This window comes from Streptomyces sp. NPDC001222, from assembly GCF_042896945.1.
GTDB lineage: Bacteria > Actinomycetota > Actinomycetes > Streptomycetales > Streptomycetaceae > Streptomyces > Streptomyces gibsoniae.
Genome location: NZ_JBIAXT010000036.1, coordinates 32,522 through 58,423, shown reverse-complemented (window position 1 = coordinate 58,423; position 25,902 = coordinate 32,522). Strand labels below are relative to the sequence as shown.

The window sequence follows — 25,902 nt, the reverse complement described above, 5'->3', positions numbered from 1 at the left end:
GAGACGTCCAGGTTCCGGGCAAAGGCACCGACGGTCAGACCGGGACTCGACTGGACGAGGAGAGCCATACGGATCAGGCGGGCGGCACGCATGACACCAGGATCACCGACCGATCACCTCACCCGCACCCCTGCTGAAGCCCGGATGCGGATGGGCTGCGCCTGCTCAGGTCGTGAGCTGGAGGGCGTCCAGCACGGCGGTGACGTCCCGGCGCGCGGCCTCGTCCAGGCCGCGCAAGGGACGCGGCAGGTTCGGCTCCGACGTCAGGCCGAGGTGGGACGCTGCGGCGGACAGGACGCGCAGACCACCGTGCTGACGGAGCAGGGCCCACAACGGTGTGAGCGCGTCGGACGACTCGGTGGCCCGGCCCGCGTCACCGGCCAGGGCTGCGCGGGCGAGGGCGAGCGCGGTACGGGGGAACAGACCCCCTACGGCCGAGTACCAGACGTCGCACCCGGCATTCAGGCCGCGCACGCCGGCCCAGTCGCCGCTCACGCCGATGGTGACCGTCTCCGGGATCGCCGCTCGCAGCGCGTCGATCCGGGCCTTGGCCTGACCGAAGTCGTCCGGAACAGCGGGGATCTTGATCGAGCGGACGTTCGGCAGCCGGGAGATGCGGCCGTGCAGTTCGTCGGTGAAGTGCACCTGTGTGGTGCGGGGGTTGTCGTACACGCACAGCGGCACGGACAGCTCGCGGGTGACGTCCTCGTACAGTCCGAACACCTCGTCGTCCGTGAGCGGCTGGTACGTCACCGGTGCGAGCAGCACCGCCCGCGCGCCGGCTTTCTGGGCGTCCTCGGCCAGGGCCAGGACGTGAGAGGTGCGCGGCGCGCCGATGGAGACCGTGACGGGAACGCTGTCGGCGGCCTCGACCGCGACTTTCGCGGTGCGGGCGCGCTGTTCGCGGGTGAGGTAGGCGTAGCCCCCGGTGGAGCCGAGCGCCCCGATGGAGTCCACTCCGGCAGCCGCGAGGCGGGCCACGAGCGATGCGTACGCGGTGTAGTCGATGCCTTGCTCGTCGGTGGGGGTCAGGGGGAAGGCGCTGAGGCCGTGGAACATGACGGTTCTCTCGGCAATCGCTCGAAGTGATCCAGGGCAGGCACACCAAGGTGTGGTTTAATTATAAAACTAGCACTTTCGGGAGGTGGCATCCGTGCGCAAGACGGACCTCAGTGGGGCCACCTGCCCCATCGCTCGTTCACTCAGTGACATCGGCGACTGGTGGTCGCTGCTCATCGTCCGGGACGCACTGGCCGGCATGACCCGCTTCAGCGAGTTCCAGCGCAGCCTCGGCTGCGCCAAGAACATCCTCAGCGCGCGCCTGGCCAAGCTCGTCGAACGTGAGGTGCTGACCCTCGCGCCGGCGTCCGACGGGAGCGCCTACAGCGAGTACCGGCTCACCGAGAAGGGCAAGGCCCTGCGGGTCCCGCTCGTGGCACTGCGGCAGTGGGGCGAAGAGTTCCTGTTCCAACCCGGCGAGGAGCGGCTCGGTCTCGTCGACAAGCGCGACGGGCTGCCGGTGGCTCCCCTCGCACTGCACGCCCAGGACGGACGGCCCCTGGGGCCCGACGACGTCCAGGTCGGCGCGTCCCCGCCTGAGGCCGGCACGCTTCCCGACCCCGCTTGATCGGGGGCCCCGCCTGGTCCGGAGGCCACCTCGGCACTGCGGTCCCGTGTCGCGGCTGCGGAGCGCTGGTACGTGCCGCCCGGCGACGGCGTCCGTTGGGCGCCGGGGCCGCAGGGTCACCAGCGCGGCTCGTCCTCGGCGAGCTGAAGCTCACCCCTTCCGAACGAGAAGCTTTCGTTCGGGACCGGAATCAGCGCGATGAGCACGTCGTCGGGTGAGATGTGCAGGGCCTCGACCACCAGTCTGTTGATGGCTGCGGCCACGGCCCGCTTGTTCTCGAGAGGCCGATGGGCACCGAGGAGAAGGGTGATGATCATGGCGTCGTCGCTGCGCTGCATCCCCATGAAGGTCGGATCGAGGTACAGCTCGTTCTCGCCGTGCTCACTGATCATGATGAATCGGTCACCCTCGGGAATTCCGAGTGCCTGTACGAGCGACTGGTTGAGCGCATCGGCGAGTGCGCGCTTCTGGTCCGGCGAGAAGCGGCCGGCTGGAACGTGGGCGTTGAAAACGGGCATGACGGGCTCCTGCGGGAGTGGGGTGTGGGGGTTCCGCTTGGGGAGGGATCGGCCGGGCCGGGGGGCCGGAAGGGCAGTGATGCCCCGGCCGTCCTGATGCGAGCCGTGACGCCCCGGGCCGGTGGACGGCGTCAAGCGTCCGCGGCCGCGAGGCGATCCGGTCCGAAGCGAGCGAGCGAGCGTGCGGTTCGGGGCGGGCGCGGGGTCGGGGCGACCGGGTCCCTTCGGCCCGGGCTGCTCACAGCTCGCCGAGTACCGCACCGAAGTCGAGTTCGGTGCGGGAACGTTCCTGCATTCCGCGCTCCATGAGGGTGCCGAGCCGGGCGGCGCTCGATGTATCACGTGCCAGGATCTGGAAGAAGCCCGCGTCCACCTGGACGTCTTCCTTGGCGGGGAGGCCGGCCGCGTTGATCCGGCGCTTGGCGAGCCGCACCGCGGCTTCCGGGAATCCCGCGATCCGCTTGGCCAACCGCTCGACGTAGGGCATCAACTGCTCATCCGGCAGCGCCTTGTTGACCAATCCGATGCGCTCGGCCTCACGGCCGTCGAGGTCTTCGGACCCGAGGATCACCTGCATCGCCTGGCCTCGTCCGGCGAGACGCACGATTTGCTGGACCGCACCTGCCCCCGGGAAGAGCCCGGTACCGACCTCGATCTGGCCGATCACGGCGCGTTCCAGGGACGCGAACCGCATGTCGCACGCGTAGAGGAGTTCCGCACCCGCGCCGCGCGCCCGGCCCTCGAGGAGCCCGATGGTGACGGGCCGTGCCTCGCTGAGCCGGCGGTACAGCGCGCCGAGGCTGAGGTCGTCCGGGCCGCCGGAGGTCGCCGCCACCGCCGTGTACTCGGCGATCCGCCGGACATCCACATGCGGGATGAAGAAGTCGGGGTCGGCGCTCCGGAACACCACCACCCGCGCGCTGCCGTCGGCCTCCGTGTCGTCGAGGAGCGCGATCAGATCCCTGACGAACCGCTCGTCGATCAGGTTGAGTGGCGGGTTGTCGATCGTGGCCCACAGTACACCGCCGTCCAGTTTCGTCTTGATGGCCTCGTAGTCCCGCATTGTCACCACTTCCTCATGTATTTCCTGTTTGCGATATGCGAACGACGTGTTCTAGGCTGACATCATCGGTTTAAAAGTGCAACCAGAGTGTTGAGGGAGGGACTGCCTGGCCTTCTCGAAGGCGGCCAGGGTCGCGATCACGCCATTCACCCAGGTCACGACAGCCGCAGCCATCCGGTTGAGGACCCTTGGGACCGTCTCGCACCGGCCGCGTCGAGCCCTTCGTGGCCGGGGCGACCAATCCCGCACCGGTGATCGGCCGGTGATCGATCGGCGATCAGCGAACGATTGACCGGCGTTCCCGACAGAGGTGCTGCGTCGACGGCATCGGCGCGTCCGACCGGACCGACGCCCGAAGGACCGGGCCGCCACACGGCGTAGCTCAACGGGTCATCGGGACCGACGGGCTGCCGTCATCGCGCCCACAAGAACCCCACCAGACAAGGAGAACCACCATGGCCGAGCGCAGCGACGAGCTCATTCATCTGCCCGACGGAACCGTGCTGCACGCATGGCTGTTCCTGCCGGACGGACCCGGACCCCACCCCACCATCACGATGTCGCACGGCTTCGGTGGCACGAAGTACCACAACATCGAGCCCATTGCCCGAGAGCTCGCAGAAGCCGGGTTCGCGGTCTCGCTCCATGACCACCGCGGCTTCGGCGACAGCACCGGCACACCCCGCCACGACATCGACCCCCATCAGCAGATCGAGGACTGGCGACGCGTCATCGCGCACCTCCAGACGCTCGACAGCGTCGACGCCGACCGCATCGGCCTGTGGGGATCCAGCTATTCCGGCGGACACGCCCTCGTCCTTGGAGCCACCGACCGGAGGATCAAGGCCGTCTACTCCCAGGTCCCTACCATCAGCGGCTCCGAGACCAGCCGCCGACGCGTACCGCCGCACCTGACGCGGCAACTCGACGAGTCCTTCGCCGCCGATGAACTCGCCCAGGCCCAGGGCGAGCCACCGGCCACCCAGGCATTCGTCAGCGACAACGTCTCCACGACCGCGTCGTACCGCGCCACCGACGCCATCGACTTCTACCTGGGACACAGCGCTCCCGAGGGATTGTGGGAGAACAGCGTCACGGTCCAGTCCAACCGCCGCTTCAGGTCGTACGACCCCGGCTACTGGATCGACCAGATCTCCCCGACTCCCCTGATGATGCTGGTCGCCACCCACGACACCGTCGCCCCCACCGACCTGGCATTCCGCGCCTATGAACGTGCTCTCGAACCCAAGGAACTCGTCGTCATACCCGGCGGCCACTTCGATCCCTACCTCGCCGGCTTCGACGCAAGCACCTCCGCCGCCATCCGCTTCTTCCGGGCCCACCTGAACGCCCGTTAGGTCTGTTTGCGGCGCCGACGCATCCGGGGCGCCCTGCCTTCGGCGCCGTCGGCACCGCACCCCGGAGGGGCCGAAAGGCCTCTTCCGGGTGCCACGTAGGTTTCGGGTCGTCCTGCAGTAATCCGGTCGCCTGACGACGACACCCTGTCTCCGTGAAAATCGGTGTGTGGTCGTCCGGCGGACGTCGTCTCGCCTCGGCGTGTTCCGGGCCCGTGGGCCAGCAGGACGCTGAGGGGTACACGACAGGCACCCGATGTGTTGCTCCGAGCACATGAATCAGACTCTTCCGCCCGCAGATCCCCGCCGGACGGTCGCGTGCTCGCGGCCGATGGCAGAAGGGGGCGCCGACGGGATTCCTCAGGACCGTGCCGAGGCTGAAAGTCCGGGTCAGGCGCGTCTGACATGGGCTTGCTGCTGGCGTGGTCAGCTGTAGCGCGGGAGCCAGACCGGTGCGCTGCTGCCGCGGGGGAGCAGGATGTCCCGGAAGTGGCCGGGGGTCTTGGACATGACCACCTGGTCGGTGACGCCCTGGTAGTGGCCGCAGGGGGTGTCGGCGCTGAAGGTCTCCGGGTCCAGGTAGGCGTGGGGGGACTCCGGGTCGGGGTTGAGCGCGACCTCGTGGGCGTAGTCGCGGTCGAAGACTCCGAGGCTGAGGATCCACGTGGCGATGCGGGTGAGGTTGAGGGTGACGCGGTAGCTGCCGCCCTCGGTGGCGCGGCGCATGAGCGCGGCGATGACCCCGGTGCTGCCCAGCCAGGCCAGGACGTAGTCGTTGACGACGCTGATGTATGGCAGTGCCGGCGTGCTGGTCGCCTTGGCGGCGATGCCGTCCTCGCCCTCCATGAGCATGATTCCGGTGAGCGCGCCGGCCGTCTGGTCGAAGCCGACGCGTGTGGCCCAGGGGCCCGCCCCGCCGACCAGGGCGAAGTTGAGGTGGATGATGCCGGGACGGATCTCCACCGCCTCCTCGGCGCTCATGCCGACTTTTTCCAGATAGCCGGGGCGGCGGTTGGCGTAGAAAACGTCGGCATCGCGCAGCAGCCTGCGGATCTGCGCCCGCCCTTCCGGACCATAGGGGTCGATGGTGACGGAGCGGACGCCGACGTTCGCGCTGTTGTACGTGATGTCGTGTTCCAGTTCGTTGGGCCGCCAGATGTTCAGCACATCCGCGCCGTGTTGGGCGAGGTCCCGGCCGACGCCTGCGCCGGCGATGATGTGGCTCATGCCCAGAGCGCGTACTCCTGACAGCGGCTGGTCCACCGAAGAGGTCAGAGGTTCAGGCTCGCTGTCGCCGATCCTCTCGATCTTCACCAGGGGCTCTCGGGCGATGTACTCGCATTCCGGCTCGCGGAGGAACTCCGCCGTGGTGCGGAGCATGGGCATCACCACACCGATCTCATCACCGGCCCGCTCCAGCTCCTCGGCGTTCCATTTGGCAACGGCATCGGCGACGGCTTGCTGCTCGGGCCACGCGCGGAGCAGCTTGTAGACGCTGTTCTTGATCTTTGGGTAGGGGTTCAACGGCATCACCCAGTGGCCGTCGCGCGCTTGGTAGAAGTTGAAGCCCAGGGGGTTCGTCGGATCTGACGGGGTGCCACCGGGGTAGCCGTTGAGCAGCTCCCACTTCTTGTCGTAGAAGGGGCACAGCCGATGCGGGGCCTTGCGCAGGTCCATCGTGATGTCCTGGCCTTCTCCGCCACGGTGTCGCCAGAGGGCAGCCAGGGCAACCGACTTCGCCGTCATGCCCAGTGAGGGCACTGCGCCGAGGCGCATGATGCTCGGGACGACCGGGTCGCGGCCAAGGAAGGTGATCTTTCCGCCGGTGTCGTCGGGGCGCAGGCCCACTGAGGCGAGTACTGCGCGCAGGGCTTCGTGGATGTCGAAGCCGTCGTCGTCGGTGAGCGGGTTGTCGATGTTGTGCTGAATGCGGTCGGTGAGTTCTTCAACGCTCATGGGGGGCCAGCTTTACGGATTCTCAGGTGTTCGCCGGTGGCCGGGGCGAGCCGGCGTCTCGGTTTCCCGGTCGGCTCAGCCGTCGCCGAGGGCACGCATGACGGCAATCTGCGCGCGGTCGCGTTCGGTGGCGAGTTCATCGATCGTGCCGCCGAATTCCTTGGCCTGCTCGTTCAGCAGCTGCTTGGTGGATTCGTCGAATGCGACGTCCTCCTTGACCATCGCGGCCCAACGGCGCTCCATGCCGACCCCGAGGTGGTCCATGAAGTGGGCGAGGCCGCCCTCGCCACCGCCGAGGTGGAAGCTGCGGAAGGGGCCGGTGCCGGCCCAGCGCTGGCCGATGGACGACGTGACGATGTCGTCGAGTTCCTGCATGGTGACCACGCCTTCGCGCACCAGGTGCACGCACTCGCGGAACATCGCCGCCTGCAACCGGTTCGCCACGAAACCGGGTACCTCTTTGCGTAGCACCTGGGGACGCTTGCCCAGGCCGAGGTAGAAGGCTCGGGCCCTCTCGATCGTCTCCGACGACGTCCGGTCGCCCGGTACCACTTCGACCAGCGGGACCAGATGCGGCGGGTTGAAGGGGTGTCCGATGACGAGTCGTTCCGGGGCTTTGAGGACCGTGGCGATCTCGGTGGCGGGGATGCCGGAGGTGGAACTGGTGAACAGGGCGTCGGCAGGCGCGTTGGCCTCGATGACGCGCCACATCTCGTGTTTGACCTCCAGCCGCTCCGGGCCGTTCTCCTGCACCACGCCGGCCGTACGGACGGCGGCGGCGAGATCCGGTTCGAAGGACAGGTCCGCGGTGAGCTTGGAGGTGTCCAGCCCTAGCGCCTGCAGCGCCGGTGATGCCTCCGCGATGGTCCTCCGTACGGCCTCGTCGACGCCGGGCTGCGGGTCGCTGACCGTGACGGACAGGCCGCGGGCCAGGAACAGTGCCGCCCATGACGCGCCGATGACACCTCCCCCGACCACGGCGGCGCTCCGGATTCCGGCAACACCGGGGTTCTCGGGCATGGCGATCCCTTCGGTGGCCGACGTTGCGAGGTCAGGCCAGGTAGTCGTGAATGAGCTCGCCCGGGCCGAGCCTGAGGTCGGTGAGGACATGAGAGGCGGAGACGATCTCCAGGACCGGCAGGTCTGCCAGCGGGGCCAGCGCATGGGCGAAGAGCTGCAGCCGAGCCGGGCCGCTCCAGGAGCCCTTGACGGTGATGTCGGTGATCTGCGAGCGGATGAGTTCACAGATGCGCGGCGTACCGTCGTAGTTCGGCAGTTTCTTGAGCATGAACGTCGGCTGCGTGACTCCCTGCCGGGCCTCGTCAGCGTCGAGCGGTGCGTGCTTGTAGCCCATCGTCGCCCGCGCGACCGGAAGGGAGCCGAAGTCAAGGCTGCCGACGAGGGTGTCGCTGTCCACGAACAGCCGAGGCTTGCCGACCTTCTTCGGGTAGGCGCTGATCTCACGTCCACTGGCGATGGCCGGGAAGTTGTCGACGTACATCGAGAGGTTGTACTCCCCAGCCACACCGTCGAACTCGACGACGGCGAGCTGCCCCGACTCGGTGTAGTCGCCGAGACCAGTCGTGTTGGGCATTCGCATGACCTCGTAGCACACCAGCGGCTCCGTCACCCGCAGCGGCTCAGGTACCACCCTTTCGAGGGCGTCCCGATCCGTTCGGTAGGTGATCCTCAGGTACTCGCGGTCCGTGAACCAGTACGGACCTCTCGGGAAGGCTGGGGCATCCAGCGGCGTGCTCGTTGCACGAACGACGTCCTCGGCGCGCATCGTTCACCCTTCCGCACCCATTTACCCTGTATCCACCATAGGTGGATATTTCGATCCGTACATCTCGCTGCGATCCGGCGACTAGGCGCGGTCCGGCCGCAGCGCACGCTTTCCGCCCGCTGTTGACTCTCGTGCACGCCAGGTGGCCGTCCGCAGTCGTCCGGGTCAGGGAATGAGAGTCGGAGACAGTAGAAGCGGAGCCTGCCAGCCGCAAGGTCTTGCTCGCCTTCACCCAGGACGACGAAGGAACGGCTGCCGCCTGCGGCCTCGGACTCGGGCCGGCCGCCATCCAGCCGTTCCTGCACAGCGGGTCGGCCTCACCCTGCGCCCGGACACCGCGGTGCCGAATCCTTTGCCGGTGACGATCGCCGCGTATCCCCGGTATCCCGACCATGGTCGATTACAACGCGCAGCATTGCGCCGTCGGCGGCTTCAGCACGGCTGACGACCACCTCGATGGAGAGGTCCAAGCCGCTGCTGGGCTGCGGCTCACCGGAATAATGGTCGTTGATCTCTTTGAGGACGTCCCAGACCTCGCCACCGGCCGACCGCTGTGCGGGGTTCGAAGACGGCTGACGAACCTCTCCAGCTCCAGTCCGAACGCAGTGTGCGCAGCGGCGGCGGCCCTCGCCCTGCACCATCGCCCTGGCCGGTCACCCCCCACCGGTGATCGCCCGTCCCGACGGGAGCACCGAAATCCCTCACCTGCCGAGCGGGCCTCCCCTGGGCAGTACCGAAGGACCCCCTCGCGGCCGCCACGGTCCCCGTCACCGACAGCAGTGTCCTGGCCTTCTGCACCCCATCCCTGCTGTCCCGGTCCGCAGATGTCCTGCAACGGGTACTGGCCCACACTGACCGGCCACTGCAGGACTGTGCGACGACGTGCTCTACCGGCTGGGGAACGACACCCGCCACAGCGACGTGATCCTCCTCCTCGCCCGCACCCAGCCCCTCCCCGCGGACCAGGTCGCCGCGTGGCCTCTCGACCACCACCCCGAAGCCGTCGCCACGGCGCGCCCCACACCCACCACCAGCTCATCGGTTGGGGAGTGGATGAGGAAACCACCTACACCACCGAACTGATCGTCAGCGAACTGGTCACCACGCCATCCGCTACGGCGCCCCGCCTGTGCACTTGCGGCTCGTCAAGGACCGCACGCTGACGAGCGAAGTCCGCGACGGCAATTCCCTCGCGCCACGAGTGCGCCACGCGAAGACCGTCGATGAGGGAGGCCGCAGCTTGTCCATCATCGCCAAGCTCACACAGAACTGGGGCGTCCGTTACTCCCCCCTCGACGGCAAGACCGTCTGGACCGAGCAGACTCTCCCGCCCGCACCCTTGCTCCGCCCCGCGCAGCGGCCGTAGCGACACCGGGCCGGCGCCATCAACCGGGAAACTCCGCCACGGCCTTGCCGAGGTCGCGCTCCAGCTGACCGGGTGTCTGGAGGCCCCCGGTTCGTGCGGTAGTCCAGGCGCTCACGGCTTTCGGGCAGTGCAACCAGCCCGAGGAAGGTGGCCGAGTCAGATCGGACGTTCGCCGGCTGCGGCAGCGTGAGGTCGTTGATCGCGCGCTTCGCGGCCGTGACCCCTGCGGGTGGTCCGCGGCGACACCACGGCCCCAGGCGGCGTGGATCCGGGGGGCCCGCCCCGGATCCACGTTTAATCGGGCTCAGAACCGAGACGCCGGGCGCCGAGAGCGCTGACGGGCGTGGATCTCCGGGCCACGGCCCACAGCGCTTGAGGGAGACTGCCATGAGCGGCACCACGGACCTTGCCGACACCGTCCGGTCCGTACCTGGGCAAAGGGCTGCTGCCCGCCGACTTCTACGCCTACGAGGAGCTGCTGTCGGGCCCGGAACGGGAGAAGATCGAGTCCGTCCGTGAGTTCCTCCGCACCCAGGTCGACCCGATCGTCGACGACTACTGGGCCCGGGCCGATTTCCCCTTCCAGTTGATCGAGGGCTTCGCGCGGCTCGGTCTTGTGGACTGGGCCGACCCGGACTCGAAGGAATCCAGGCCGAGCAACCTCTTCGCGGGTCTCATGGCATTGGAGCTCGCACATGCCGACGCGTCGGTGGCGACGTTCTTCGGCGTGCACACGGGTCTGGCCATGGGCACCATCCTTGCCTGCGGCTCCGAGGAACAGCAGCGCCGGTGGCTGCCGGCGATGAGCCGTTTCGAGAAGATCGGCGCCTTCGGGTTGACCGAGCCGCACGGCGGCTCCGACGTGGCCGGCGGTCTGCAGACGACCGCGCGCCGCGACGGCGACGGATGGATCCTCGACGGCGCGAAGCGGTGGATCGGCAACGCGACATTCGCCGACCTGGTCGTCATCTGGGCCCGCGATGTCGAGACCCGTCACGTGCTGGGCTTCGTCGTGGAGAAGGACACCCCGGGGTTCACCGCGACGAAGATCGAGAACAAGATGGCGCTGCGGATCGTGCAGAACGCCGACATCGTGCTCGACGGCTGCCGTGTTCCGGAGGCCAATCGGTTGCAGAACGCCAATTCGTTCAAGGACACCGCGGAGATCCTGCGCCGGACGCGCAGCGGCGTGGCGTGGCAGGCGGTGGGCATCATGTTCGGCGCCTACGAGATCGCCCTGGAGTACGCCAAGCAGCGGGAGCAGTTCGGGCGGCCCATCGGAGGCTTCCAGCTGGTACAGGACCTGCTGGTGAAGATGCTCGGCAATGCCACGGCGTCGTGCGGGATGGTGACGCGGCTGGCCCAGCTGCAGGATGCCGGGGTGTACCGGGACGAGCAGTCGTCGCTGGCGAAGGCCTACTGCACCGTACGGATGCGGGAGACCGTGGGATGGGCCCGGGAGCTGCTGGCCGGCAACGGCATCATCCTCGACTACAACATCGGCCGATTCGTCGCCGACGCCGAGGCCATCTACTCGTACGAGGGCACGCGCGAGATCCAGACCCTCATCGTCGGACGCGCCGTCACCGACGGCCTGAGCGCCTTCGTGAAGTGATGACGATGACCACCGAATCCGTCTTCACCGGCCTGAAGGTGCTCGACGCGTCCTCGTTCATCGCGGGACCGGCCGCGGCCACCGTGCTGTCCGACTTCGGGGCGGACGTCATCAAGATCGAGCCGCCAGGCGCGGGCGACCCCCAGCGGCGGCTGAGTTCCGTGCCGCCCAGTCCGCAGGCCGCGGCCAACTACAGCTGGCACCTCGCCAACCGCAACAAGCGGGGCATGGTGCTGGACCTGAAGACACCGGCGGCCGTCGAGGTCCTCAAGCGGCTCGTCGAGTGGGCCGACGTAGTGATCACCAACTTCCCGCACGGCACGCGCGAGAAGCTGCACCTCGGCTACGAGGAGGTCTCGGGCTGGAACCCGAGGGTCGTCTACGCCGACCTCACCGGCTTCGGGGACACGGGTCCCGACGCCCGGCAGCCGGGCTTCGACCTGACCGCCTTCTGGTCACGCAGCGGCCTGCTGGCCTCCACCCGCGACGCGGGCGCCCCGCCGACCGTCCCGGTCTGGGGCAGCGGCGACTACACGACGGCGATCGCCATCTACGCGGCGATCACCACGGCCCTCTACCACCGCGAGCGAACTGGACAGGGGGCCGACGTCGGGACGTCACTGCTGGCCACGGGCGTCTGGGCCACCGGAACCCTGGTGGCCGGCGCCCTCGCCGACGGCACTCCCTTCGAGCTGCACGACCGGAAGGCGCCGGCGAATCCGCTGATCAACCCCTACCGGACCGCGGACGACGAGTGGTTCATGCTGGTCGCATCACCTCCGCACTGGCCAGGACTGACGCGGGCCCTCGGGCGCCCCGAGCTGCTCGAGGACCCGCGTTTCGCCGGCATCGAGGGCGTCATCGAGAACGCCGCCGCGCTGAGCGAGCTGCTCGACGCCGAGTTCCGCGCGCGGCCCTTCGCCCACTGGAAGGACGCCCTGGGACGAGAACGCGTCACCTACAGCCTCATTCAGACCCCGGAGGAGGCCGCGCAGGACCCGCAGCTGCGCGCGAACGACATCGTGGTGCCGCTGGAGGGAGTCAGCGGGCTCACGGAAACCATCAGCAGCCCGGTCAACCTGCGAGGGGTGCCGAAGGTGCCGGCGAAGCGTGCGCCGGACCTGGGCGAGCACAACGACGAGATCCTCGCCGAGCTGGGATTCGGCCCCGCCGAGATCGCCGAGCTGCGCGCCCGGGGAGCTGTCCCCGGCACGACGGGAACGGAGGGCCCGCAATGAGCGCGGCATCCGATGCGGCCGACCTGGTGCTCCACGAACGCCACGACGGCGTACTGACCATCACCATCAACCGCCCCGCGCAGAAGAACGCCATGGACCACGAGGCCGCGGTGCAGCTCGCGGCGGCTGTCGATCTGCTCGACGCCGACCCGGAACTGTCGGTCGGCGTGCTCACCGGCGCGGGCGGGGTGTTCAGCGCGGGCATGGACCTGAAGGCATTCGCCAAGGGCGAGCTGCCGGTGCTTCCCGGCCGGGGATTCGGCGGGCTCACGGGCATGGCGGTACGCAAACCGCTGATCGCCGCAGTTGAGGGCTGGGCGCTCGGCGGCGGCTTCGAGATGGTGCTCGCCTGCGACCTGATCGTCGCCGCCGACGACGCCCGGTTCGGGCTTCCCGAGGTCACGCGCGGTCTCGTGGCGGCGGCAGGCGGACTGGTCAGGCTGCCGCGCCGCCTCCCGTACCACGTCGCCTCGCGCGTACTGCTCACGGGCGAGCCGCTGACCGCCGCCGAAGGCAAGGACTACGGCCTCGTCAATGTGCTGACCCCACCGGGCGGCGCGCTGGACGGGGCCCTGGAACTGGCGGGGCGCGTCGCGCGGAACGCACCGCTGGCGCTGGCGGCCGTCAAGGAGGTCCTGCGCGAAACGCAGGGCCTGAACGAGAGCGACGCCTTCAGACGCCAGGACGAGATCACGAGTGGAGTGTTCGACAGCGAGGACGCGCGGGAAGGCGCGCGGGCGTTCACGGAGAGGCGGGCCCCCGTCTGGCACGGCCGCTGATACGGGTCACGTTAGCGGCCTCCGTTCCCTCACCCTCGTCCGACTCCCAGGGAGTGATCCGCCGACGCTTTGCCAGCGGGCCTGGTGCGACATTCCGCGCTTGGGCCGCCACGCGACCGCACCAACCCGATGGCCTACGCCGGGGCCGCAACCACACCGATGACGGCAGTGGCCTCATCAACACGGTCGGGTCGTCCGCTACAGTCGGACGACGACGATGGCGATGTCGTCGCCTGCGCCGCTGGTGAGGCCGAGGCCGGCGAGGAGGGCGTCGGCGAGGTGTTCCACACCGAAGTCGGTGCAGGTGGCGAGTGTCGAGGTCAGGCGGGTCAGGCCGGTTTCGATGTCCTCGTCGCGGCGTTCGATCAGGCCGTCGGTGTAGAGGATGAGGATGTCGCCGGGGGTGTAAGTGGCATTGGCCTGCGGGCGGGGGACGTGTTCGGAGCGGGCGCCCAGGGGTGGGTCGGTGGCCTGGTCGAGCAGCTCGCAGGAGCCGTCCGCGTGCAGCAGGACGGGCGGGGGGTGGCCGGCGCTGCTGTAGATGAGCAGATTGCTGTGGCAGTCGACGAGGACCTGGACGACGGTGGCGGCCAGTGCTCCCTCCACCGAGCGGGCGTACAGGCACAGGACCTCCAGTGCCCGGGCGGGGCCGTGGACACTGCGGGTGGCGGCGCTCAGCGCACTGCGCAGCCTGCAGGGCAACGGCGACGCGCCGTTCACTGGCGTGGGCCTGCCGCAGTTCCTCATTCAGCTGCTGCAGCTGCCGCGCCCGCGCGTACAGCTCGGCCTCCATGGCCGCCTCCCGGCCGGGACTGACCGACGGCGGGTGCGCCGTGCGGTGGGCACGGATGACGTCGGTCATGTCCTCCGACCGGTGGATGATCCAGGCCACCTTGCCGTCCCGGCCCAGGACCGGCACGTTGATTGCGGTCCACCACCGCTCCTTGAACACCTCGGGATTGCCGGGGACCGGGATGTCGTACTTCTGCAACGCCATGTGATCGGTCTGGCCGGAGAACAGGACACGGTGCAGTGAGGCTTTCAGCGTGTCCACCCCGTCGGCCTCCGGGTCGGCGGGGTTGTCCGGGAAGACATCGAAAAGGTACTGCCCGAGCAACTCGACCCGGCTGCGTCCGGTCACCTCGCAAAAGGCCCGGTTGGCAGCGGCGATCACCAGGTCCGTGCCGAGCACCAGGCACGGGCTCGGAAGGGCGGCGAATACCCCCGGGTAGTCGATCTCCGGTGTCACAACGCATTCCCTGCCAGCGGCTCCGTCCTCAACTTACCGGAAGGTTCGGCTCCCGCGCCCGCCGGCTGGCTCGTGGGCAGCGGGTTGCACCGCGCTGGCGCGAACGATGCGGTCGGTGACTCGTGCGGTCCCTGTGTCTGTGACTCTCTCGGGTGCCTGATTTGCGATCGCACCCGCTCATGCGTCCGTACTAGGGGTGCGTGTCCTTCCCAGCGCGACCGGGGCATGTGAGTGCGGGAGCGGCGGATCGACCAGCTGGTCACCGGCAGATGACTGGCGGTCTGTGGTGGAGCCATGGCTGCATTACTGTCAGGGGCGATGTCCATGTGGGCGTCGATCCGCACTCCTGTAACTACTACGAACGCGGCATCGGGAACCCGCGCGAGATCGCGACGTCGCTGATGGTACGTCCTACGAGCCGACGGACTCCTATAGCAGGGCAAGTTGTTGGGGGAGCCGAGACAGGGTGATACGCAGTATGGTGCGGAACGCTCTCCGACGGCGAGGTCGGCAGGCACGCGCCGACGGCGGAGACAGCGGCGGGAGGGCGGGCACGGCACCAGTCGGATGGACGGAACGCCGGCGTCACCGGACGCGGCAGGGCCCGGCGTCTGCTTACGATCGCCTCGCGGCCGACTCGGGCGTCGCCCGCCTGACCGACCGTCCCGACGTACCACCAGGCACACACCGGTGCCGAGGCCGGAGACCGCGAGGACGCCGAACAGCGGGAGCCGTCGAACATGGACATGAAGCTCGAGGTCGTGGTGGTGCCGGTCGCCGATGTCGACCGGGCCAAGAGTTTCTATGAGGGCCTGGGGTGGCGGCTCGACGCCAACGTCGCGCGTGGTGAGGACTTCCGGGTCATCCAGGTGACCCCGCCCGGCTCGCCGTGCTCGGTTATCTTCGGTACGGGGCTCACCTCCGCCGCACCGGGCTCCGCCGAGGGACTTCACCTCATCGTCTCCGACATTGAGGCGGCCCGGGACGAGCTCGCCGGCCGCGGCGTGGAGATCAGTGAGGTGTTCCACGACGAGGGCGGGGTGTTCCACCGCGCCGGGACCGAGGGCCGGGTGTCCGGACCGCACCAGCTATGGCTCCTACGCCTCGTTCAGCGACCCGGACGGCAACGGCTGGGTGCTCCAGGAGGTCACGGTCCGCCTGCTGGCCGGTGACGAGAAATCTCCCGACCGTGAGGGAGGCTCGCATGAGCAGCTTCGGCCTCGGCGCGACATCCATGAGCCCGGGGAGCTGTCCAGCACCGGCTCGAAGTGGGACTTTCCAGAGTGCAGGAGGCCGGCGAGGGGCGACGCCGGCGGGACGAGGACGGCTCTGCCCGCGCGAACAGGGACTGCGAAATCTGAGACGGCGTCCCTCTCTGTCCAGGAGTCAGTTTCCGGCAGAACTTGCAGCCCCTTTCCCGCCTCCCTTCGCACTCAATGGAGTGATCATGCGATTCACCAACTCCTCGATCCAGACCCGACAAGAGGCCGGTGTCCTGTTTGCCACCCTCGACGCCGGCCCTCTCAATCTTCTCGGTGTCGAACTTGTCCGCGACCTGGTATCGCTCGTCGACGTGCTGTACACCGACCCCGGTGATGTGCGAGTCGTCGTCGTCGAGAGCGCGTCGCCCGAGTTCTTCTCGGCGCATGTGGATCTCACGGCGGTACCGCAGTACACCGCAGAGGCCGCGAAGGCCGGCGGCCCTGGAGATGCCTCGCTCGGCATGTTCCTCCATAAGCTGGCGCACGTCCCGGTGATCACCATCGCCAAGGTGCGCGGCAGGGCCCGCGGCGGCGGAAACGAACTCGCCCTGGCGTGCGACATGATCTTCGCCGCGCGCGAGAACGCGATCTTCGGACAGTTCGAGTCCGGTACCGGCGCCCTGCCCGGCGCCGGCGGCGTCCAGCATCTGGCCCGGCGGCTCGGCAGGACACGCGCCATCGAAGTCATCACCGGCGCCGACGACTTCGACGCCGAACTCGCCGAACGCTACGGCTGGATCAACCGAGCCATGCCCGACGCCGAACTGGACGGCTTCGTCGAGCGCCTGGCCAAGCGCATCGCCGGCTTTCCGCCCGAGGGGGTCAAGGCCGCCAAGCGCGCCATCAACAACCTCACGTTGCCGGACCAGGCGAACGTCCGCTCGGACTCGGCCATGTTCCTCGGCCTGGTCGGCCTGCCCGAAACCCGTGAGCGACTGGACTACCTGGCGAGCAGGGGCCTCCACACGCCCGGTGAGCTCGAACGCGACCTCGGCAAGGCCGTGGCGGAGTTTCGCTGAGCCGGCCCGGCAAGGCCGCCGCCCTGAGTGCGACGCACGCTCGCCGGGCGCGTCAGCGAGAGGTGCGAACTGCTGCGCTGGCCCGGCACCTCCCAGGCTCTGATCGCCGACGTGCGCGAGGGCAGACTCGCCTTCGCGCTGACCCGGCTCCCGATCAACGACCCGGACTGGACTTGCTGCCCGTCATGTCGGAACGGCTGGGAGCGGTGGTGCCGGCCGACCAGTTCGCCGAGTGCGCTCGAATGACCACCAGGATTCTTGAGGGGTCACCATGCTCATCGTCACCCGCGAGGGCGAGCGCCGCTGCAAGCATCCACCGCACCAGCGTGCCCTGGTCGCCCTGGTGTACCTGTGCAAGCACGACACCCTCGCCCAGGTCGCGGCGGTCTCGGGATTTGGGTCGGGAGCCCACGGCTACACCACAACGGTGATCCGCGAACGACCAGCCAGGCTGCCGGGGCATGACCCCCCACTCGGTCACTGCTTGCGTCTGGTCGTTTCAGAAGAGCGCCGGTGTGGGAGCGGGCAGGTAGGGGGTGATGTTGCGCCACGCGCGCTCGATGTATTCCTCCTTCTCGCCGACCGGGGCGACGTAGTGCAGTGCGCTTTCGGCGGCGTCGTTGCCCTCCAGGCGGGCGATGATCCAGGTGGCGAGGTAGTGCGAGGCGAGGCAGCCGCCGGCGGTGGCGATGTTGTCCTTGGCGTAGAAGGGCTGGTTGAGCACCTCGACGCCGGCGGCGACGACCCAGGGCCTGGTGGTCAGGTCGGTGCAGGCGGGGATGTCGTCGAGCAGGCCGAGCCTGGCCAGCACGAGCGCGCCCGAGCACTGCGCGGCGATGAGCTGGCGCGAGGGGTCCAGGCCGCGCAGCACGTTCATGATCGCCGGGTCTTCGACGACCTCGCGGGTGGCGATGCCACTGCCGACGATGACCGCGTCAGCGGCGCACGCCTCCTCAAGAGTGGACATCCGCTCGATGACCACCCCGTTCCTCGACGTCACCTTGGGGCTGGGGGTGGCGATGGTGACGCGCCAGCCGTCGTTCTCGACTCGGTTGAGGACGTTGAGCGCGATCAGGGAGTCGAGCTCGTTGTAGCCCTCGAAGGTGAGGATGGCGATGTGCACGGCGGCCGTCCTTCCGGGTGAGTGGGTCTCGACCGTAAGGACCCGCGAACAGGACAGTCAAAGAATTGTCATGGATACAATTCGATGCATGGCAGCCTCGCGGTACAAAAAGCTGGTCGACGCGCTCGCATCCGACATCCGGACCGGGCGGCTCGCCGCAGGCGTGCGGCTGCCGACACACCGAGGGCTCGCCGCTCGCGAAAGCATCGCCCTGGTGACCGCGACTCGGGTCTACGCCGAGCTGGAAGCGATGGGCTTGGTCAGCCGGGAACCGGGCCGCGGCACGTTCGTGCGTGACATCGCGGTTCCCGCCGGCCACGGCATCGATCTGCACGTCGTCGCCACGGACGTGGTCGATCTCAACTTCAACTATCCGTCGCTGCCCGGCCAAGCCGATCTCCTACGGCAGACTCTGCGAGAGGTGGCCACGTCCGGCGAACTCGACTCGCTGCTGCGCTACCAACCCCATCGAGGACGTCCCCAGGACAGAGCCTCGATCGCTCATCACCTGAGGCGTCGAGGGATCACTCCTGACGCGGACCGGATCCTCATCGTCAACGGTGCGCAGCACGGCCTGGCCATCACCGTCATGGCCGCGCTCAGCGCCGGCGACGTCGTCGCGGTCGACGCCCTCACCTACCCGGGTTTCAAGGTGCTCGCGAATGCCTTCCATCTTGACCTGGAGCCCATACCCACAACCGCCGACGGGCCGGATCTCGATGCCCTCGAGAAGCTGTGCGCGACCCGCCCAGTGCGCGCGATCTACACCATGCCAACCCTGCACAACCCTCTGGGGTGGGTCATGCCGGCAACCGACCGCACCCGTCTGATCGAGATCGCCCGGCGGCACGGTCCGCTCATCATCGAAGACGCCGCATACGCCTACCTGGTCGAGGATCCTCCACCGCCTCTGGCCGCAAGCGCACCGGACATCACCGTCTACGTCTCGACACTGTCCAAGAGCGTCGCCACCGGCCTCCGCGTCGGCTTCGTCGTCGCCCCGCCGTCCAGGGTGCCGTCGCTCGAACGCGCGATCAGGGCGACCACATGGAACACCCCGGCCCTCACCACCGCGATCGCCTGCCGCTGGATCGAGGACGGCACGGTGGACCAGTTGGAAGCGCAGAAACGAGAGGACGCCAAGGCCCGCCAAGCACTCGCCAGACGAGAACTGGCCGGCCTCCCCCTCACCGGCCACCCCTCGTCCTACTTCACATGGCTGACCCTGCCCGACGACGCACGCGCCGATCGCCTGACCGCCACCCTCGCGCGTCAGCACATCTCGGTCAGCACGGCGGAGCCCTTCACCACCACGAAGCACACGCCGCAGGCGCTCCGCCTCGCTCTCGGCTCGACCGATATGGACAGTCTCCAGTTGACGCTGCGCACAGTGCGACGAGTCGCCCACGAGGACGCCCACGCCTGAACCCCACTCGACGGGCCGACTCCCGCCGCACCGGCCTGCGGACGGGAAGCCGTCGGCGCTGGTGTGGGGCCGGTCGGCCTGGGACCCGAGTGCCGGTGTCGGAAGAGGCCGCCCGTGCGCGGTTGAACCTTCATGAATCGCCGTCTAGGGTGTGACGTGAAAATTCAAGTGAGGGGCCGGCCCATCGCCGGCCGCTGGGCGTCGACCGCTTCGTGCACGTCACACGCGACGAGACCGTCGGCCGCCGACGTGGGCGAGCCGTGTCTCCCGCACGCTCTCAGTCACCTTCAGCCGGCTCCTTCTTTTCCCGAAGTGGGTAACCTTCATGTCCCGAACAGCCTTCCAGGCTCCCGGTGACGCGCACGCCAACCGCTGGAAAGCGCTCGTCTTCATCGCGCTCGCCCAGCTGATGGTCGTCCTCGACACCACCATCGTGAACATCGCCCTGCCTTCCGCCCAGCAGGACCTGGGCATCTCCGACGGCGACCGGCAGTGGGTCGTCACGGCCTACGCTCTGGCCTTCGGCGGTCTGCTCCTGTTCGGCGGCCGGGTATCCGACTTGTGGGGCCGTAAGAAAGCGTTCGTCATGGGCCTGGTCGGCTTCGCCGCCGCCTCCGCGCTCGGCGGCGCGGCAACCACCGGCGCGGCGATGTTCGGCGCCCGCGCTCTCCAGGGCGCCTTCGGTGCCGTGCTCGCCCCCGCCGCGCTCTCCCTCCTTGCCGTGATGTTCACGGACGGCAAGGAGCGCGCCAAGGCGTTCGGCATCTTCGGTGCGATCGCCGGTGGCGGCAGCGCCGTCGGCTTCATTCTCGGCGGCGTGCTCACCGAGTACATGGACTGGCGCTGGACGTTCTTCGTCAACATCCCGTTCGCGATCGCCGCGGCGACAGGTGCCTACTTCGTGGTCCGTGAGCCCGAGGGCAGCCGTAACCGCTCCCCGCTCGACATCCCCGGCGTCGTCCTGTCCACCCTGGGCCTGGTCTCGCTGGTCTACGGCTTCACCCGGGCCGAGTCCGACGGCTGGAGCGACACCACGACCATCTCTTTGTTCGTCGCGTCGGCGGTCCTGCTCCTCGCCTTCGTGATCACCGAAGCCAAGCTCAAGGCCCCGCTGCTGCCGCTGCGCGTGGTCATGGACCGCAACCGCGGCGGCGTCTACCTCTCCCTCGGCATCGCGGTCATCGCGACGTTCGGCAGCTTCCTGTTCCTGACCTATTTCCTGCAGGTCGTGAAGGGCTACTCGCCGGTCGAGAGCGGATTCTCCTTCCTGCCGATGGTCGCGGGCATGATGGTCGGCTCGACTCAGATCGGCACGCGTCTGGGGACCCGCGTCCCGGCCCGGTTCCTGATGGGGCCAGGCTTTCTGGTGTCTGCGGTCGGCATGTTGCTGCTGGCCCGGCTGGAGGTCGGCTCGTCATACGCCTCGACCGTCCTGCCGGCGCTGGTGCTGCTCGGTCTCGGCATGGGTACGGCGTTGCCGCCCGCCATGTCCCTGCCCACCCTGGGCATCGAACCCGGGGACGCCGGTGTCGCCTCCGCGATGATCAACACCTCCCAGCAGGTGGGCGGCGCGATCGGCACCGCCCTGCTGAACACGATCGCCGCCTCCGCGACGACCTCGTACGTCAAGGACCACATCGCCGATGCTGCGACGAAGCCGCAGCAGCAGCTGGTCCAGCTGCAGGGTGTGGTGCACGGCTACGCCAACGCCCTCTGGTTCGGCGTCGGCGTGCTGTTGATCGCCACGATCGTTGCCCTGACTCTGGTCAACCGCCGCCCGGCCGGCGAGGACGCCGAGGTCGAGGTGGCGGTCCCGGTGGTTGCCCATTGAGACACCGGTCACCCCCTGAGGAAGGGCGCGAGGAGGGCATGGCCCGGCGCGGTGCGCCGCAGGATCCTCGACGCCCTGGTCGGTGAGCACCGCGCACCGGTCGCGCTTGTCGGAGGCGCAGTCCTCGACTGGCCGGACGTCCCTCACGCGTGGCGTCCCGCTGCGGCAGCCGAGAGGCGGGGTGGTGTCCTTGCGGGGTTACTTCCGCTGCTCCCAGTGGTCGATGCGCTCGCTGATCTTCTTGGCGGCGGTGCGCAGGTTGTCCAGCTCGGCAGAGTCGAGTACGTCGAAGACGAGGTCGCGTACCCGGGCCACGTGTCCCGGGGCGGCCTCGACGAGATGGGCGTGGCCGGCGTCGGTGAGGATCGCTTGGGTGTAGCGGCCGTTGGTGGGGTCGGGTTCGCGGCGGACGAACCCCCGGCGTTCCAGCCTGCTGATCATGTGGGAGAGGCGTGACTGCTCAGAGTTGGCGAGGACGGCCAGGTCGCTCATGCGCATGCGGTGTTCCGGCTGGTCGGACAATCCGGCAAGGACGTAGTACTCGATGTAACTGAGGTCTGCGTCCTGCTGCAGCTGTGCTCCCAGGGCGGCGGGCAGTCTGTGCAGCATCATGCCCAATTGCTGCCACGTCTCCCGCTCCGCCGGGGTCAGCCAGCGGGGCTGATGGTTCGAGTGCAAAGGCTGTTCAGGCATGCCCGGAGTCTATCTGGCATGAACCTTCACGAGTCGTCGCACATTTGAATATTCATGAGTCTCTGTCTAAGGTGAGTCATGAAAGTTCAAGTGAAGGGGTAGGCCCTCGCATTCGGCTGCCCATCAAGGAGAAGACCACATGAGTGACCTGAAGATCGCCGTCATCCTCGGCAGCACCCGGCCCGGCCGCAACGGCAAGGCCGTCGCGGACTGGGTGGTCGACCGCTCCGGCGCCCGCGCCGGTGTCGAGTACGAGCTGGTCGACCTGGCCGACTACCCGCTGCCCCACCTGGACGAGGCCATCCCGCCGGCCATGGGTCAGTACCAGGGTGAGCACACCCAGGCATGGGCGGCCAAGATCGCCGAGTTCGACGGGTACATCTTCGTGACCCCCGAGTACAACCACTCCACCTCCGGCGTACTCAAGAACGCGATCGACTACCTGTACGGCGAGTGGAACAACAAGGCCGCCGCTTTTGTCTCCTACGGTTCTCTCGGCGGCGCCCGGGCCATCGAGCACCTGCGGGGCGTGGCCAGCGAACTGCAGCTGGCCCACGTGCGTCAGCAGCTGTCCTTCTCGCTGTTCACCGACTTCGAGAACTTCTCCGTCTTCAAGCCGGCGGAGCAGCACGACGCCGCCGCGACCACCCTGTTCGACCAGCTGGAATCCTGGGCCCGCGCCCTCAAGACGGTCCGGGGCTGACACCCTGGCCCGCCGGAAGGCGGGTGAGAGGACTGCCATCGCCGTAGCCGAGTGCGAACGCGGCCAGCGGCCTGTTCGGTCGGCTCCGCGGCTGAACCCCGTAACGGGGCCCTGGTGACCCAGGGCCCCGTTACGGGGTTGATCCAACACAGAGGCTGAGTGCCGCTGGGTCACCGAACCGCCCGGTCTGCACCTCACCATTGGCATCCTCTGCGCCACCCCTCGATGGGCAGGACCCCACGTCCATCGCCCGTGGCATTCCGCCCATCGGCCTCCCGCCGCGGACCGCGCGTACAAGGCCCGGCAAGGGCTACGACTACGACATGACGGCCTCGGTTACGCGAACGCGGCGGCATCGGCCGGTTGCGCCCGCAGGGGGCATCGTGTCGTCCACCCGCTCGGCCCTCAGGAAACAGATCTGTTTCCATGTATGTTACATTCACATCATGGCTAGTGAAAACACCAGGGACCGCCTGGTGGAGCACGCCACCGGCCTGTTCCACCGTGAGGGGTTCCACGGCGTGGGCGTGGACCGCGTTGCTGCCGATCTCGGAATCTCGAAGAAGACGCTCTACAAGCAGTTCCGGTCCAAGGGCGACCTTCTGACGGAGGTCCTTGACCGGTGCCACGACATGGCCGTGCGGGACTTCCCCGACGAGACCGATGACGCCACACCACGTGAGCGGCTGCTGGGAATCTTCGAGGCGCAACGCGTCCACGGCGAGGCTCCCGGGTTCTCCGGCTGCTTCTTCGTGAACATCGGCACCGAGTTCCGCGACCCGTCGCACCCCGCGGTGCGGCAGGCGCGCTCACACAAGGACCAACTGCGCAGCTACGTGCGCCGCCAGGCCGAGCGCGCCGGTGCGTCCGAGCCGGAGGTTCTCGCGGAGCAGCTGGTCGTGCTGCACACGGGGGCGGCCGACTACACCCTGCTCACCGGCCACTACCCGGATTCCGTGCGCGCGGCGGTCGAAGTGCTACTGACCGCGCACGGCATCGACTAGGCAGACCCGCCCGTCCGGCATCGGGCGGCGGTACTCATTCCCGAGAACACCGATCACAGCCGGCCGAGCCGGTTGGAGGAATACCCATGCCCCATTTGACCCATCGGCTTGCCCTGCCCGCATTCACCACCCGCAACCGCGTGTTCATGGCGCCCCTGACCCGCATGCGCGCCGCCCAGCCCGGTGACGTCCCCACCGACCTCATGCGCGAGTACTACACCCAGCGCGCCGGCGCGGGCCTGATCGTCACCGAAGGCACCCAGATCAGCCCCGAAGGCAAGGGCTATCACGCCACCCCGGGCATCTACTCCGAGGAGCAGGTCGCCGGGTGGCGCCGCATCACCGACGCCGTCCACGAAGCGGGCGGCAGGATCGCCCTCCAGCTGTGGCACGTCGGCCGCATCACCCACCCCGCCGTCCACGGCGGGGAGGCGGGCGTCTCCGCCAGTGCCCTGCCGTTCGAGGGCACCACAAGGATCCAGGGCCCCGACGGCAACCTCATCTCCGTCGACGCGCCCACCCCGCGCGCCCTGGCCACCGCCGAACTGCCCCGCGTCGCGGACGACTACCACCGTGCGACCCTCAACGCCCGCGCCGCCGGCTTCGACATGGTCGAGATCCACGGTGCCAACGGCTACCTCCTCCAGCAGTTCATGTCCACCAGCAGCAACCACCGCGAGGACCAGTACGGCGGCAGCCTCGGCAATCGCGCCCGTTTTCCCCTGGAGGTCGTCGACGCCGTCGTGGACGCATGGGATCCGGCCCACGTCGGCATGCGTATCTCCCCCATGATCAAGGCTCGCGGCCTGGACGACAGCGACGGCCTGGAGATGGGCCTGCACATCGCCGGTGAACTCAACCGGCGCGAACTGGGCTACCTCCACCTGGCCGAGCCCGACTGGGACGGCGGCCCGGCACTCGACGACGACTTCCGCATCAAGCTCCGCGAGGCGTACGACGGTGTCATCATCGCCGCCGGCAACTACACCCCCGACAAGAGCGCCCGCATCCTGCGCGCGGGCTGGGCCGACGCCATCGCATTCGGACGTCTCTTCATCGCCAACCCGGACCTGCCGCGCCGCCTCGCCGTCGGCTCCCCGTTCAACGAACTCCGGCCCGAGGTCATCTCCGGCGGCGACGCCACCGGATACACCGACTACCCCTTCCTGATCGGCTGACCGGCCGTCGCAGGGCCCGTAACCGAACGGTTCTCGGCCTGAGCGCGCTGGCGGTGTCGCAGCTCCAGTACGGCGATCGGCCCGTCGGCGGTGTTGGTCGCGAACGCGGTGAGCCGCAGGCCGTCGGCGTCGGTGATGCGCAACTGGGCTCCCGGATGGCGACGTTCCTTGGGACGATCAGCCGCATCCCCTTGGGCCGGCTTTTCAGGCAGTCACCGGTGAGTTCGGCGACCCGGGCTCCGTCCCGGATCCCACCGTCCGGTTCGATCGCCGGCGCCCAGGCGGGGGCGGGGACCTTGAGCACAGCCTGGTGAATCCGTTCGGTGATGATCATCCCGACCGAGTACGACATTCGTGACCGCCCCGCCATGCAACGGCCGGGCCTGAGCGCGAGGCCGAGGTGCTCGCGCTCGTCGCCCGTGGGCTGTCCAACAACGCCATCAGCCAGGAGCTGAACGTAAGCGAGGCCACGTGAAAAGCCACCTGCTGCACGTGTTTACCAAGCTCGACGTCAACGACCGAACAGCCGCCGTGACCGTCGCACAGGCCCGTGGCTGGCTACCGCTCCCCTGGCGGCCCCCAGTTCGGGATCGGCCCGACGTTGAACGTCCGGGTCACCGTCCGCCGCGCAATGCGCCAGGCGCCGTCGTGGCGGCGGTACTCGTCGAGATAGGTGGCTCCGCCGGTGACCCAGGTGGTGTCCTGGAGCTGGATGTGGACGATGACGTCGCTGCGGCCGGTAGCGGCCTCCACGTCGACGTCGAGATTGACCGTTCCGTGCGACATGGCCGGGAACATCTGCCACTGCCGTTCGACGGTTTCGCAGATCGCCTCGATACCGGTGAACACCATGTCGGGGCTTAGCTCCCAGACAGCGTCCGGCGTCCACACGCCACGCCAAAGCTCGCGGTCGCGCAGGTCGCCCGCGACGCAGTACTGGTGCGCCGCGCGGCGCAGGGCAAGCTCGGTCTCGACCCGTTCCAGCCGGGCGATCACCTCAGAAAGATCACTCATGAAAATTCATGATACGGCATCACGCTTGAATCTTCATGAGTTGCCGCCTAGGGTGTGAGATGAAAATTCAAGTGAAGGTTCGACCCCGCGTCAGTCG

24 protein-coding genes and 4 pseudogenes are annotated in these 25,902 nt (G+C 68.5%); 17 read left to right on the top strand and 11 right to left on the bottom strand.

Annotated features, from left to right (window positions below):
- Positions 1 to 165 precede the first annotated feature (165 nt).
- On the bottom strand, positions 166 to 1,059 hold the full coding sequence (locus ACFY2Z_RS34425; RefSeq protein WP_390747944.1) for a dihydrodipicolinate synthase family protein: 894 nt from the start codon (positions 1,057 to 1,059) through the stop codon (positions 166 to 168).
- Positions 1,060 to 1,153: 94 nt separating this feature from the next.
- On the opposite strand from ACFY2Z_RS34425, the gene ACFY2Z_RS34420 reads away from it, so the two are divergent.
- Positions 1,154 to 1,627, top strand: coding sequence for a winged helix-turn-helix transcriptional regulator (locus ACFY2Z_RS34420; protein WP_390747943.1), 474 nt, complete (start codon positions 1,154 to 1,156; stop codon positions 1,625 to 1,627).
- 116 nt (positions 1,628 to 1,743) lie between these two features.
- On the opposite strand, the gene ACFY2Z_RS34415 is transcribed toward ACFY2Z_RS34420, so the two are convergent.
- Positions 1,744 to 2,145: a tautomerase family protein gene (locus ACFY2Z_RS34415; protein WP_390747942.1), complete on the bottom strand. Its 402-nt coding sequence runs from the start codon at positions 2,143 to 2,145 to the stop codon at positions 1,744 to 1,746.
- A gap of 238 nt (positions 2,146 to 2,383) precedes the next feature.
- Positions 2,384 to 3,208 carry an enoyl-CoA hydratase/isomerase family protein gene (locus ACFY2Z_RS34410; protein WP_390747941.1) on the bottom strand — a complete coding sequence of 275 codons (825 nt, stop codon included), beginning with the start codon at positions 3,206 to 3,208 and terminating at the stop codon, positions 2,384 to 2,386.
- Between the two features lie 455 nt (positions 3,209 to 3,663).
- Between ACFY2Z_RS34410 and ACFY2Z_RS34405 the strand changes: the two genes are divergently transcribed.
- Positions 3,664 to 4,566: an alpha/beta hydrolase gene (locus tag ACFY2Z_RS34405; protein ID WP_390747940.1), complete on the top strand. Its 903-nt coding sequence runs from the start codon at positions 3,664 to 3,666 to the stop codon at positions 4,564 to 4,566.
- 423 nt (positions 4,567 to 4,989) lie between these two features.
- Here ACFY2Z_RS34405 and ACFY2Z_RS34400 read toward each other — a convergent pair whose 3' ends face one another.
- The 3 genes from ACFY2Z_RS34400 to ACFY2Z_RS34390 all read right to left on the bottom strand — a co-directional run bounded on the left by ACFY2Z_RS34400 (position 4,990) and on the right by ACFY2Z_RS34390 (position 8,305).
- Positions 4,990 to 6,519 carry a CoA transferase gene (locus ACFY2Z_RS34400; RefSeq protein ID WP_390747939.1) on the bottom strand — a complete coding sequence of 510 codons (1,530 nt, stop codon included), beginning with the start codon at positions 6,517 to 6,519 and terminating at the stop codon, positions 4,990 to 4,992.
- Between the two features lie 75 nt (positions 6,520 to 6,594).
- On the bottom strand, positions 6,595 to 7,539 hold the full coding sequence (locus tag ACFY2Z_RS34395) for a 3-hydroxyacyl-CoA dehydrogenase NAD-binding domain-containing protein (RefSeq protein WP_390747938.1): 945 nt from the start codon (positions 7,537 to 7,539) through the stop codon (positions 6,595 to 6,597).
- Positions 7,540 to 7,570: 31 nt separating this feature from the next.
- Entirely contained in the window at positions 7,571 to 8,305 is a 735-nt protein-coding gene (locus ACFY2Z_RS34390; RefSeq protein WP_390747937.1) for an acetoacetate decarboxylase, read from the bottom strand.
- 639 nt (positions 8,306 to 8,944) lie between these two features.
- Between ACFY2Z_RS34390 and ACFY2Z_RS34385 the strand changes: the two genes are divergently transcribed.
- The 5 genes from ACFY2Z_RS34385 to ACFY2Z_RS34365 all read left to right on the top strand — a co-directional run bounded on the left by ACFY2Z_RS34385 (position 8,945) and on the right by ACFY2Z_RS34365 (position 13,303).
- A complete protein-coding gene (locus tag ACFY2Z_RS34385) occupies positions 8,945 to 9,160 on the top strand; it encodes a SpoIIE family protein phosphatase (protein WP_390747973.1) in 216 nt (71 codons plus the stop codon).
- Between the two features lie 385 nt (positions 9,161 to 9,545).
- A complete protein-coding gene (locus ACFY2Z_RS34380; RefSeq protein WP_352357947.1) occupies positions 9,546 to 9,671 on the top strand; it encodes a hypothetical protein in 126 nt (41 codons plus the stop codon).
- A 406-nt stretch (positions 9,672 to 10,077) separates the two neighbouring features.
- The gene (locus ACFY2Z_RS34375; RefSeq protein ID WP_390747936.1) at positions 10,078 to 11,286 is read left to right on the top strand and encodes an acyl-CoA dehydrogenase family protein; all 1,209 of its coding nucleotides are present in this window, start codon (positions 10,078 to 10,080) and stop codon (positions 11,284 to 11,286) included.
- A 5-nt stretch (positions 11,287 to 11,291) separates the two neighbouring features.
- Positions 11,292 to 12,524 (top strand): CaiB/BaiF CoA transferase family protein, encoded by a 1,233-nt coding sequence (locus ACFY2Z_RS34370; protein WP_390747935.1) that lies wholly within the window; start codon positions 11,292 to 11,294, stop codon positions 12,522 to 12,524.
- A complete protein-coding gene (locus tag ACFY2Z_RS34365) occupies positions 12,521 to 13,303 on the top strand; it encodes a crotonase/enoyl-CoA hydratase family protein (protein ID WP_352357941.1) in 783 nt (260 codons plus the stop codon). The genes ACFY2Z_RS34370 and ACFY2Z_RS34365 overlap by 4 nt, the downstream gene beginning before the upstream one ends.
- Positions 13,304 to 13,501: 198 nt before the next feature.
- Here the strand turns inward: ACFY2Z_RS34365 and ACFY2Z_RS34360 are convergent.
- Positions 13,502 to 14,552, bottom strand: a pseudogene (locus tag ACFY2Z_RS34360) (SpoIIE family protein phosphatase).
- A 740-nt stretch (positions 14,553 to 15,292) separates the two neighbouring features.
- Here ACFY2Z_RS34360 and ACFY2Z_RS34355 point away from each other — a divergent pair.
- From ACFY2Z_RS34355 to ACFY2Z_RS34340, 4 genes and pseudogenes are all read left to right on the top strand, one after another.
- Positions 15,293 to 15,710 (top strand): annotated as a pseudogene (locus ACFY2Z_RS34355) (VOC family protein); the annotation flags it as partial.
- Positions 15,711 to 15,999: 289 nt separating this feature from the next.
- Positions 16,000 to 16,833 (top strand): enoyl-CoA hydratase/isomerase family protein, encoded by an 834-nt coding sequence (locus ACFY2Z_RS34350; protein ID WP_390747934.1) that lies wholly within the window; start codon positions 16,000 to 16,002, stop codon positions 16,831 to 16,833.
- Between the two features lie 27 nt (positions 16,834 to 16,860).
- On the top strand, positions 16,861 to 17,079 hold the full coding sequence (locus ACFY2Z_RS34345) for a hypothetical protein (RefSeq protein ID WP_390747933.1): 219 nt from the start codon (positions 16,861 to 16,863) through the stop codon (positions 17,077 to 17,079).
- Between the two features lie 25 nt (positions 17,080 to 17,104).
- Positions 17,105 to 17,293, top strand: a pseudogene (locus ACFY2Z_RS34340) (IS5/IS1182 family transposase); the annotation flags it as partial.
- A 39-nt stretch (positions 17,294 to 17,332) separates the two neighbouring features.
- Here ACFY2Z_RS34340 and ACFY2Z_RS34335 read toward each other — a convergent pair.
- Positions 17,333 to 17,956 carry a DJ-1/PfpI family protein gene (locus ACFY2Z_RS34335; RefSeq protein ID WP_390747932.1) on the bottom strand — a complete coding sequence of 208 codons (624 nt, stop codon included), beginning with the start codon at positions 17,954 to 17,956 and terminating at the stop codon, positions 17,333 to 17,335.
- On the opposite strand from ACFY2Z_RS34335, the gene ACFY2Z_RS34330 reads away from it, so the two are divergent.
- Together ACFY2Z_RS34330 and ACFY2Z_RS34325 are read left to right on the top strand one after the other, a co-directional pair.
- A complete protein-coding gene (locus ACFY2Z_RS34330) occupies positions 17,943 to 19,382 on the top strand; it encodes a PLP-dependent aminotransferase family protein (RefSeq protein WP_390747931.1) in 1,440 nt (479 codons plus the stop codon). The two genes, ACFY2Z_RS34335 and ACFY2Z_RS34330, sit on opposite strands and share 14 nt — an antisense overlap.
- A 325-nt stretch (positions 19,383 to 19,707) precedes the next feature.
- Positions 19,708 to 21,213: an MFS transporter gene (locus tag ACFY2Z_RS34325; RefSeq protein WP_390747930.1), complete on the top strand. Its 1,506-nt coding sequence runs from the start codon at positions 19,708 to 19,710 to the stop codon at positions 21,211 to 21,213.
- Between the two features lie 198 nt (positions 21,214 to 21,411).
- On the opposite strand, the gene ACFY2Z_RS34320 is transcribed toward ACFY2Z_RS34325, so the two are convergent.
- On the bottom strand, positions 21,412 to 21,906 hold the full coding sequence (locus ACFY2Z_RS34320; RefSeq protein WP_390747929.1) for a MarR family winged helix-turn-helix transcriptional regulator: 495 nt from the start codon (positions 21,904 to 21,906) through the stop codon (positions 21,412 to 21,414).
- A 139-nt stretch (positions 21,907 to 22,045) separates the two neighbouring features.
- Here ACFY2Z_RS34320 and ACFY2Z_RS34315 point away from each other — a divergent pair, with 139 nt between their 5' ends.
- The 3 genes from ACFY2Z_RS34315 to ACFY2Z_RS34305 all read left to right on the top strand — a co-directional run bounded on the left by ACFY2Z_RS34315 (position 22,046) and on the right by ACFY2Z_RS34305 (position 24,791).
- Positions 22,046 to 22,609, top strand: coding sequence for an NAD(P)H-dependent oxidoreductase (locus ACFY2Z_RS34315; RefSeq protein WP_352357925.1), 564 nt, complete (start codon positions 22,046 to 22,048; stop codon positions 22,607 to 22,609).
- Positions 22,610 to 23,055: 446 nt separating this feature from the next.
- Positions 23,056 to 23,613 (top strand): TetR/AcrR family transcriptional regulator, encoded by a 558-nt coding sequence (locus tag ACFY2Z_RS34310; RefSeq protein WP_352357923.1) that lies wholly within the window; start codon positions 23,056 to 23,058, stop codon positions 23,611 to 23,613.
- 86 nt (positions 23,614 to 23,699) lie between these two features.
- The gene (locus ACFY2Z_RS34305) at positions 23,700 to 24,791 is read left to right on the top strand and encodes an alkene reductase (RefSeq protein ID WP_390747928.1); all 1,092 of its coding nucleotides are present in this window, start codon (positions 23,700 to 23,702) and stop codon (positions 24,789 to 24,791) included.
- A gap of 5 nt (positions 24,792 to 24,796) precedes the next feature.
- Here the strand turns inward: ACFY2Z_RS34305 and ACFY2Z_RS34300 are convergent.
- Positions 24,797 to 25,161 (bottom strand): annotated as a pseudogene (locus ACFY2Z_RS34300) (IS1380 family transposase); the annotation flags it as partial.
- 30 nt (positions 25,162 to 25,191) lie between these two features.
- Between ACFY2Z_RS34300 and ACFY2Z_RS34295 the strand changes: the two are divergent.
- Complete coding sequence (locus tag ACFY2Z_RS34295; protein ID WP_388968229.1) at positions 25,192 to 25,266, top strand: LuxR C-terminal-related transcriptional regulator; 75 nt, start codon at positions 25,192 to 25,194, stop codon at positions 25,264 to 25,266.
- 83 nt (positions 25,267 to 25,349) lie between these two features.
- Here ACFY2Z_RS34295 and ACFY2Z_RS34290 read toward each other — a convergent pair whose 3' ends face one another.
- Positions 25,350 to 25,805 carry a nuclear transport factor 2 family protein gene (locus ACFY2Z_RS34290; RefSeq protein ID WP_352357919.1) on the bottom strand — a complete coding sequence of 152 codons (456 nt, stop codon included), beginning with the start codon at positions 25,803 to 25,805 and terminating at the stop codon, positions 25,350 to 25,352.
- Between the last annotated feature and the right edge of the window lie 97 nt (positions 25,806 to 25,902).

What these genes read in the sequence shown, in the direction of transcription:
- ACFY2Z_RS34310 (WP_352357923.1), top strand. Translation starts at nt 23,056, where the DNA reads ATGGCTAGTGAAAACACCAGGGACCGCCTGGTGGAGCACGCCACCGGC.
- ACFY2Z_RS34330 (WP_390747931.1), top strand. Translation starts at nt 17,943, where the DNA reads ATGGCGATGTGCACGGCGGCCGTCCTTCCGGGTGAGTGGGTCTCGACC.
- ACFY2Z_RS34290 (WP_352357919.1), bottom strand. Translation starts at nt 25,805, where the DNA reads ATGAGTGATCTTTCTGAGGTGATCGCCCGGCTGGAACGGGTCGAGACC.
- ACFY2Z_RS34320 (WP_390747929.1), bottom strand. Translation starts at nt 21,906, where the DNA reads ATGCCTGAACAGCCTTTGCACTCGAACCATCAGCCCCGCTGGCTGACC.
- ACFY2Z_RS34305 (WP_390747928.1), top strand. Translation starts at nt 23,700, where the DNA reads ATGCCCCATTTGACCCATCGGCTTGCCCTGCCCGCATTCACCACCCGC.
- ACFY2Z_RS34370 (WP_390747935.1), top strand. Translation starts at nt 11,292, where the DNA reads ATGACCACCGAATCCGTCTTCACCGGCCTGAAGGTGCTCGACGCGTCC.
- ACFY2Z_RS34315 (WP_352357925.1), top strand. Translation starts at nt 22,046, where the DNA reads ATGAGTGACCTGAAGATCGCCGTCATCCTCGGCAGCACCCGGCCCGGC.
- ACFY2Z_RS34365 (WP_352357941.1), top strand. Translation starts at nt 12,521, where the DNA reads ATGAGCGCGGCATCCGATGCGGCCGACCTGGTGCTCCACGAACGCCAC.
- ACFY2Z_RS34395 (WP_390747938.1), bottom strand. Translation starts at nt 7,539, where the DNA reads ATGCCCGAGAACCCCGGTGTTGCCGGAATCCGGAGCGCCGCCGTGGTC.
- ACFY2Z_RS34350 (WP_390747934.1), top strand. Translation starts at nt 16,000, where the DNA reads ATGCGATTCACCAACTCCTCGATCCAGACCCGACAAGAGGCCGGTGTC.
- ACFY2Z_RS34390 (WP_390747937.1), bottom strand. Translation starts at nt 8,305, where the DNA reads ATGCGCGCCGAGGACGTCGTTCGTGCAACGAGCACGCCGCTGGATGCC.
- ACFY2Z_RS34425 (WP_390747944.1), bottom strand. Translation starts at nt 1,059, where the DNA reads ATGTTCCACGGCCTCAGCGCCTTCCCCCTGACCCCCACCGACGAGCAA.
- ACFY2Z_RS34325 (WP_390747930.1), top strand. Translation starts at nt 19,708, where the DNA reads ATGTCCCGAACAGCCTTCCAGGCTCCCGGTGACGCGCACGCCAACCGC.
- ACFY2Z_RS34415 (WP_390747942.1), bottom strand. Translation starts at nt 2,145, where the DNA reads ATGCCCGTTTTCAACGCCCACGTTCCAGCCGGCCGCTTCTCGCCGGAC.
- ACFY2Z_RS34405 (WP_390747940.1), top strand. Translation starts at nt 3,664, where the DNA reads ATGGCCGAGCGCAGCGACGAGCTCATTCATCTGCCCGACGGAACCGTG.
- ACFY2Z_RS34400 (WP_390747939.1), bottom strand. Translation starts at nt 6,519, where the DNA reads ATGAGCGTTGAAGAACTCACCGACCGCATTCAGCACAACATCGACAAC.
- ACFY2Z_RS34410 (WP_390747941.1), bottom strand. Translation starts at nt 3,208, where the DNA reads ATGCGGGACTACGAGGCCATCAAGACGAAACTGGACGGCGGTGTACTG.